At 69.0% G+C, this 7,660-nt stretch carries 8 protein-coding genes; 6 read left to right on the top strand and 2 right to left on the bottom strand.

Annotation, left to right across the window (positions count from 1 at the left end):
* From STRTUCAR8_RS14300 to STRTUCAR8_RS14290, 3 genes are all read left to right on the top strand, one after another.
* Positions 1-439, top strand: a 439-nt coding sequence (locus STRTUCAR8_RS14300; protein WP_006376448.1) for a PLP-dependent transferase, incomplete at its 5' end; no start/stop codon positions are given.
* 194 nt (positions 440-633) lie between these two features.
* Positions 634-1,539: a LysR family transcriptional regulator gene (locus STRTUCAR8_RS14295; protein WP_006376450.1), complete on the top strand. Its 906-nt coding sequence runs from the start codon at positions 634-636 to the stop codon at positions 1,537-1,539.
* Between the two features lie 155 nt (positions 1,540-1,694).
* Entirely contained in the window at positions 1,695-2,177 is a 483-nt protein-coding gene (locus STRTUCAR8_RS14290) for an NUDIX domain-containing protein (protein WP_044472196.1), read from the top strand.
* A 15-nt stretch (positions 2,178-2,192) separates the two neighbouring features.
* Here the strand turns inward: STRTUCAR8_RS14290 and STRTUCAR8_RS14285 are convergent, their stop codons facing one another.
* Complete coding sequence (locus STRTUCAR8_RS14285; RefSeq protein ID WP_234372493.1) at positions 2,193-3,887, bottom strand: globin domain-containing protein; 1,695 nt, start codon at positions 3,885-3,887, stop codon at positions 2,193-2,195.
* A gap of 670 nt (positions 3,888-4,557) precedes the next feature.
* On the opposite strand from STRTUCAR8_RS14285, the gene STRTUCAR8_RS14280 reads away from it, so the two are divergent.
* Positions 4,558-5,424 (top strand): GNAT family N-acetyltransferase, encoded by an 867-nt coding sequence (locus STRTUCAR8_RS14280; protein ID WP_044472197.1) that lies wholly within the window; start codon positions 4,558-4,560, stop codon positions 5,422-5,424.
* On the opposite strand, the gene STRTUCAR8_RS14275 is transcribed toward STRTUCAR8_RS14280, so the two are convergent.
* Positions 5,339-6,595, bottom strand: a complete 1,257-nt coding sequence (locus STRTUCAR8_RS14275; protein WP_006376452.1) for an MFS transporter — start codon at positions 6,593-6,595, stop codon at positions 5,339-5,341. The two genes, STRTUCAR8_RS14280 and STRTUCAR8_RS14275, sit on opposite strands and share 86 nt — an antisense overlap.
* A 145-nt stretch (positions 6,596-6,740) precedes the next feature.
* Between STRTUCAR8_RS14275 and STRTUCAR8_RS14270 the strand changes: the two genes are divergently transcribed.
* Both STRTUCAR8_RS14270 and STRTUCAR8_RS14265 read left to right on the top strand, forming a co-directional pair.
* Positions 6,741-7,199 (top strand): MarR family winged helix-turn-helix transcriptional regulator, encoded by a 459-nt coding sequence (locus STRTUCAR8_RS14270; protein ID WP_006376454.1) that lies wholly within the window; start codon positions 6,741-6,743, stop codon positions 7,197-7,199.
* Positions 7,200-7,208: 9 nt separating this feature from the next.
* Positions 7,209-7,660 (top strand): GNAT family N-acetyltransferase (locus tag STRTUCAR8_RS14265; protein WP_006376453.1); only part of this gene is annotated, 452 nt, incomplete at its 3' end.

Below are 7,660 nucleotides of genomic sequence, written 5' to 3'. Positions count from 1 at the left end.
CGGCGCGATTCCCGGGCCGATGGAGGCCTGGCTCGCGCACCGGTCGATCGCCACGCTCCCCTTGCGGGTCGACCGGCAGGACGCCACCGCTCTGGTTCTGGCGGAGTCCCTGCGGGGGCGACCCGAGGTGACCGGGCTGCGTTATCCGGGGCTGCCGGACGATCCCTCGTACAAGATCGCTTCGCGGCAGATGCGGCGCTATGGGTGCGTGGTTTCCTTCGTGCTGCCCACGCGCGCGCGTGCCGATCGTTTTCTCGACGCGCTGCGGCTTGTCGACGATGCCACGAGCTTCGGCGGGGTCCGGTCCACGGCCGAACGGCGCGGCCGGTGGGGCGGGGACGCCGTGCCGGAGGGCTTCATCCGTTTCTCGGTCGGCGCCGAGGACCCGGAAGACCTGGTGGCAGACGTGCTGCGCGCGCTGGCGGAGTCGGCGGACTGACCTCCGGACAGCGGCGGTCCGAGCCTCCCCCCTCGTGGCTCGGACCGCCGCGGTTCACCCGAAGAACCGCGCGCACAAGGTTAGTTGACTCTGTGTCAGTGTCCAATCACTCTAGCGACAGGGTCCTATCGACTTATTTATAGTTGGGCGTGGCCGGGGGCAGGAAAGAGGGCGGAGAGGGGAGGGGACGCATCGTGGACCTTGCTTTACTGCGCACCTTCCTGACCGTCCACCGGGCCGGCTCCTTCACTCGTGCCGCCGCCCTGCTCGGCCTCTCGCAGCCTGCCGTCACCTCGCAGATCCGCACCTTGGAACGGCAACTGGGGCGTCCCCTGTTCCTCCGCCGGGCCCGTGGCGTGACCCCCACGACCATCGGCGACGAGCTCGCGCACAAAGCCGCGCCGCATCTCGACGCGCTCGTGGAGATCACCGAGACCGGGCTGGACGAGGACTCCTCCGTACGCACGCTGCATCTCGCCGGGCCACCGGAGTTCACCGCGGAACGCGCGCTCCCCGCGCTCACGGAACTGACCGGCGACGACGGCCAGGGCTTCGCTCTGCGTGCTTCCTTCGGCAATGCCGAGGAAACCCTGGAGGGACTGTCCGCGGGGCATCATGATCTGGCCATCACCACGGCCCGTCCGCGCGGCACCCTGCTGGCAGCGACCGCGCTCTGCGACGAGGAGCACGTCCTGGTCGCCGCTCCGCGCTGGGCCGCTGAGGTCGGATCCGGGAAGCTGCGCCGCGAAGGAGCGTCCGCTCTCCAGGACGCCCCCCTGGTGGAGGTCCACGAGTCACTGCCGTTCGTCGCACGCTACTGGGCCACCGTCTTCGACTCCCACCCCACGGCCGCGGGCACCGTCATCGTCCCCGACCTGCGCGCGGTCCTTGCCTGCGCTGCCGCGGGCGCGGGGCTCGCGGTACTTCCCCGATACCTGTGCGCGCCCGCCCTGGAACGCGGCGAGGTGGTCACGCTGCTCGATCCGGCGGTACCTCCACTGCGGACGTACTTCCTGGTGGTCCGCACCGGCACTCTGGCGATGCCGCACATCACGCGGGCGCACGACTGGCTCCAGCACGCGGCGACCGAGTGGGGCTGAGGCTTCGCAGGTCGCAGGGATTCCCCTGCGAGTCCCGGTGATGTTTCACGTGAAACACGCATTTCGCTCTGCGCTGCGGCACCTTTATCCCGCCGGGAGCGGTTCAGGGCGAGCCGAAATGTTTCACGTGGAACCAGCCGGGCCACATTTCTCCCATGACCGTCCGACCCGTGGTCAAGCGCACCGCACGCGCCATCCTGCTCGATGGCGACGACCTGATCCTGATCAAGCGGACCAAGCCAGGCGTCGATCCCTACTGGCTCACTCCGGGCGGCGGGGTGGAAGCGGACGACACCACCGTCGTCGAAGCCCTCCACCGTGAAGTCCACGAAGAGCTGGGGGCCAAGATCACCGACGTGGTGCCCTGCTTCGTGGACACCGTCGAGCACATCGGTGCGGACGGCGGCGCCACGGGCGTGAAGGTGCAGCACTTCTTCGTGTGCCGTCTGGAAGACATGAACCCCTCGCTGCGACACGGCCCCGAAGTCGACGAGCCCTGCGGCGAGTACGAGATCGTCCGGATCCCCTTCACCCGGGTCGGTATCGCGTCCGTCCATCTCGTGCCGCTCTCGCTGCGCCACTACCTGGACGGCAACATCGAGGGCGTACGGGCGATGCACGCGCCTGACCTGGGCTGACCGTACGGCAGCTCGTCAGCTGCCGGTGACCACCACTTCCTCCACCGCGTCATGGCGGATCCGCTCCACGGGGATACCGGCGCGCCGCAGCGCGACTACACCACTGCGGATCATCCCGGGCGGGCCGGAAAGATAGGCGTCGTACTCGTACCAGGGTCCGTACTCACGTACGGCGTCGGGCAGCTGCAGATGCGCCTGCTGGTCTATGACCGCACGCACCATGAGCCAGGGGTGACTCTGCTGGAGCCGCAGCATCGTGTCGATGTCGTACAGGTCGAGATCGGTACGGGCACCGTAGAACACCTCGACCCGCCGCCGGTCACCGTGCTCGGCGACGTCCTCGACGAGGGCCTTGATGGGCGCGATGCCGGTGCCACCGCCCAGACAGAGCAGGCCGCTGTTGGTGGTGTGGTCGACGGTCATCGTTCCGGCGGCCGGGCCGAGCCGGACGATGTCGCCGGGTCGGGCACGGTGTACCAGCGCGTTGGAGACCCAGCCCGCGGGCACCGCCTTCACGTGAAAGGACAGCAGACCGTCGGAACGGGGCGCCGAGGCAAAGGAGTAGTGCCGCCAGATGCGGGGCCACCACGGCGTCTCCAGGCTCGTGTACTGGCCCGCGAGGAACGGATACGGCTGGTCGGGCCTGACGGTGATGACGGCGATGTCCGGGGTCCTGAGGTCGTGGGAGACCACCTCCCCGTACCACCAGGCCGGAGCGCGCAGTTCGTCGACAGCCGCCGCGTCGATCATCACCTGCGACATCGTCGTGTAGGCCCGTACCCACGCCGCCTCGGTCTCCTGGTCCCAGATCGCGGCCGCGTACCGGCTCAGTGAGCCGATGAGGCACTCCCCGACGGCCGGGTAGTGCTCGGGCCGGGTGCCGTACTTGCGGTGACCACGGCCGAGGTTCTTCAGATAGGCGACGAGGACCTCGGTGTTGTCGATGTGCTCGGCGGCGGTGAGCAGCGCCTTGAGGAGCCGGTCCCGCTGGGTGTCCATCGCGGCCGGGAAAAGGGAACGCAGTTCGGGATGACGGACGAAGAGGAGCGCGTAGAAGTACGAGGTGGCCTTGTCGGCGACAGGAGCGACCGCGTCCATGGTCCGCCGGATGAGCACCGCGTCCGGGGACGCCTGTCCGCGAGGCTCAGCGGACAGCGCGGGTCCTTGCACGGGCGCGTACGGGTCGGAGGCCGGCGCGGGGGATGTGCGCGAAGCCTCGGAGGGGGTGAACCCGAGGGCGGGCACCGGGCGGAGGGGCGGTGCGGGGACAGCGGATTCGGGTGCGTCGGCGGATGGGTGGGAAACCGGCCGCTCGGGTGCGAAGGGCGGGAGTACCGGAGTCCCGCCGGCCGAAGGCGCGGGCGCGAAGGGCGCGGGAAGAGGTGACGCGGGTGCGAGGGGAAGGGGAGGCAAGGGGGCGGAAGCCGGAGGTGTCTCCGGGCGCTGCGGGGTCGGCCGCACAGGTATTCGCTCCTGCTCCGGCGGAAACTCGGCCTCGGCCGGACGGGCGTTGCCGTCCGGCGACGCGCTCCTGGCGCCACCCGTAGGGGGCCTGCCCACGGGACGCAGTGCGGCCAGCCGACTGCCTTCCGCTGCCTCCCGTTCGCCGCCCGGGGGCGCCTCCGGCTGCGTGTGCGGCTTGAACCAGCCGCCCCCGCCGCTGCTGCCGGAAGCGCCGTTGTCGGCCGACGTGGTGGTCGGAGCGTCCATGGTCTGCCTCGCCTCGAACATCTTTCGGTCGGTCTGCGCACTCCTCGGTCGGAATGTGCTCCCGTTCCCCCGCTGACGGCTTGCTTTCCCCGTTCGCCCCCTGTCCAATGCGGTCGCATTCAACCCGGATCACCACTCCACACGGACAAGCAGGGCCAGGGCGTGACAATGGCCGCGGTGCTCTTCCCGCAGCGTCCCACCGTGGACGAACACCGTCACCGTGTAACCGGAAATGCGAGTCTTCGATCTCTCCGTCCCGTTAGGGTGCCTTGCCCCGCTCTTACCGCGTGCACGGGATACGTCACCCCGGCGCGGACAAGAACCGGAGTCGACCATACCGGCCGTCGCCGAGCACACAAGTCCCGACCTTCTCGGCCACGAAAAAGCGAGGGACGAACCATCGATTCCCTCAACTACCGTGCGCCGCACACCAATTCACAGGCATCCCACAAAATCCCGCCCCGCGTTGGTGTGGGTCGCGAGGCCCGCCGCACACGGTGTACCGCCGTGTCGGCGTAGGCCAGGCCTGTCGCCCGATGACCGATGCTCAACGTTTCACGTGAAACATCTGTCCATGCACTGTGCGGACCCGCGCGAGATGGCCAAAAGAGCGTACGGCCGACCGCAAACCGGTGGACGCCGGGTGCGCCGGTCGGACAGCCTGACCTGCGTGCCGACTCCTTCTCCCGCCGATCTGCCCATCCGCCGTCTGACGCGTCGCGATCTCACCGCGTGCGCCGACTTGTCCGAGGACCGGGGCTGGCCCCGCGAGGAGCACAAGTGGGGTCTCCTGCTCACGGCGGGGAGGGGCTACGGCATCGACGACCCCGGCGGGGGACTGGTGGCCGCATGCGTCGTCACTGAGTACGGACTGTACGGAGAGCCCGAATTGGGGGCCATCGGCATGATGCTGGTGGCCGAGCGGCATGCCCGCCAGGGCCTCGGGCGGCGGCTGATGCGATACGTCGTCGCCGCTATGGGCACCACACCTCTGACACTGCACGCGACCCCGAACGGGCGTCCGCTCTACGAAGAACTCGGCTTCAAGGTCACCGGCGGGGCTCAGATGGTCCGCGGACGCTTCACGCCGAACGGTCCCGAGCCCGAGACCGGCACACGCCCGGCCACGGCCGAGGACCTCGCCGACATCATCCGGCTCGACGAGGAGGTGTTCGGTACCGATCGCACACACATGATCACTCGACTGCCCGCCTTCTCCGACCAGTTGCGCGTCGCCGAGGAGAACGGCCGGATCATCGGCTACGCGGCAGCCTGGCCCAACATGGACACCCATGTGGTCGGCCCTCTGATCGCCCGCGACACGGAGACGGCGAAGGCACTCATCGCCTCACTCGCCTCGCTCACCGACCGTCCGCTGCGTACGGACATCGACTTGCGGCACGAGGAACTGCTGGCATGGGTGAAGGAGCGTGGGCTGGCATCGGTGGCTCTCAACGCGGTGATGACGTACGGGATCCCCGAACTGCCGGGTGACTGGACGCGGCGGTTCGCACCTCTGACGGTGGCCGCCGGCTGAGGGCCTGCTCTGTGCTGCCGGGTACGCTCGCGCGGCGCTCCAGCGCGCCAGAGAGAAGGGCGAGGAGCAGGGCGCCCGCGGCGAGAGCGGCGCCGACCCAGTTCGGGGCGGTGTAGCCGCGCCCCGCCGCGATCACCATGCCTCCGAGCCAGGCCGAGAGTGCGTTGCCGAGGTTGAAGGCACCGATGTTGACGGCGGAGGCCAGCGTCGGAGCACCGTGCGCCTGGTCGAGGACCCGCTTCTGCAACGGCGGGACGGTGGCGAAGCCCAGCGCGCCGATCAGGGTGACCGTGACGGCCGCGAGGACCTTGTGGTGGGCGGTGACCGTGAAGAGGGCCAGTACGACGGCCAGGGCGCCCAGGGAGACGTACAACAGGGGCATCAGGGCACGGTCCGCGTACCTGCCGCCGACCAGGTTGCCCCCGACCATGCCGAGGCCGAACAGGACCAGCAGCCAGGTGACGGAGCCGTCCGCGAAGCCGGCGACGTGGGTCATCATCGGCGCGATGTAGGTGATGGCGGCGAAGACACCGCCGAAGCCGAGAACGGTCATCGCCATGGCGAGCACGACCTGGACGTTCTTGAAGGCAGCCATCTCGTGGCGCAGGCGCACGCCGTGCGCCTTGGGAAGGTCGGGGACGAGCTTGGCGACGCCGACCAGCCCGAGTACGCCGAGTCCGGCGACAGCGGCGAAGGTGACGCGCCAGCCGGCGGCCTGTCCGACGAAGGTACCCAGCGGGACGCCGACGACGTTGGCGACGGTGAGCCCGGTGAACATCATGGCGATGGCGCCGGCCCGTTTGTCCGGAGCGACCAGATCGGCCGCGACGACCGAGCCGATGCCGAAGAAGGCTCCGTGGGCGAGCGAGGCGACCACGCGGCCGATCAGCATGACCGCGAACGTGGGGGCTCCGGCGGAGAGCAGGTTGCCGAGGATGAACAGTCCCATCAGCAGCATGAGCATCCGTTTGCGGGAGACCCTGGTACCGAGGGCGGTCATGATCGGGGCTCCGACCATGACACCGAGGGCATAGCCGGTCACAAGCAGTCCGGCGGTCGGGATGGAGACCCCGAAGTCGCTCGCCACGTCGGGCAACAGGCCCATGATCACGAATTCCGTGGTGCCGATTCCGAAGGCCCCGATCGCGAGGGCCAGAAGCGCGAGAGGCATGAGGGAGCCGCACCTTCCAGAAAGATTGCATGAGCACCTTTAAGCTCACGCAATAGTTGCACACGCTGGCTATATGCGCCAGCTGACTATTGCGTCTGTGTCCTATCCTGAAGTCAGCAGCTCCAGGGACAGAGGAGACACAGCAATGCCGGCGACGGACCCCGCACTCACCGCCCTCTCCCAGGGCTGGTGTGCCCTTTCCCTGCTGCACGGAAGGATCGAGGCACACATCGAGCGGGCCCTGCAGAGCAAGCACGGACTGAGCGTGCGCGAGTACTCGCTGCTGGACGTCCTCAGCCGGCAGCACGACGGCGTGGGCGGCCATCTCCAGATGAAGGCGGTCGCCGACGCGGTCGTCCTCAGTCAGAGCGCCACGACGCGGCTGGTCACCAGGCTTGAGGACCGCGGGCTGCTTGCGCGGTACCTGTGCCCCACCGACCGCCGGGGGATCTACACCGACGTCAGCGAGGCAGGCCTCACGCTCCTCGCCGGGGCACGTCCCACCAATGACATCGCCCTTCGCGAGGCCCTCGACGAGGCGGCTGCAGACCCTCGGCTGGCTCCGCTGGTCCGGGTCGTGGAGTCGGTGAACCTGCCCGCATAGGCTGCCGACATGGGAGATCTTGAGATACGGCCCGCGACGGCGGAGGACGTTCCCGCGATCGTCGGCATGCTGGCCGACGACCCGCTGGGCGCACAGCGCGAGTCACCGGACGACCTGTCCCCGTACCTGGTCGCACTGGACCGGCTGACCGCCGACCCGAACCAGCATCTGGTCGTCGCGGTCCGCGAGGCTCGTGTGGTCGGCACCCTCCAGCTCACGATCGTTCCTGGGCTCTCCCGCAGAGGCGCGACCCGGGCGATCATCGAGGGTGTGCGTGTCCACACCACCGAACGCGGCAGCGGGCTGGGCACGCAGCTCATCGAATGGGCTGTCGAGACGTCCCGTCGGGAGAACTGCCAGTTGGTCCAGCTGACCTCGGACGCCACGCGCACCGACGCCCACCGCTTCTATGAACGGCTCGGCTTCACGCCTTCACACGTAGGCTTCAAGCTCCAGCTCTG

The organism is Streptomyces turgidiscabies Car8 (assembly GCF_000331005.1).
GTDB classification, from domain to species: domain Bacteria; phylum Actinomycetota; class Actinomycetes; order Streptomycetales; family Streptomycetaceae; genus Streptomyces; species Streptomyces turgidiscabies.
This window is presented reverse-complemented; position numbering and strand designations above follow the sequence as displayed.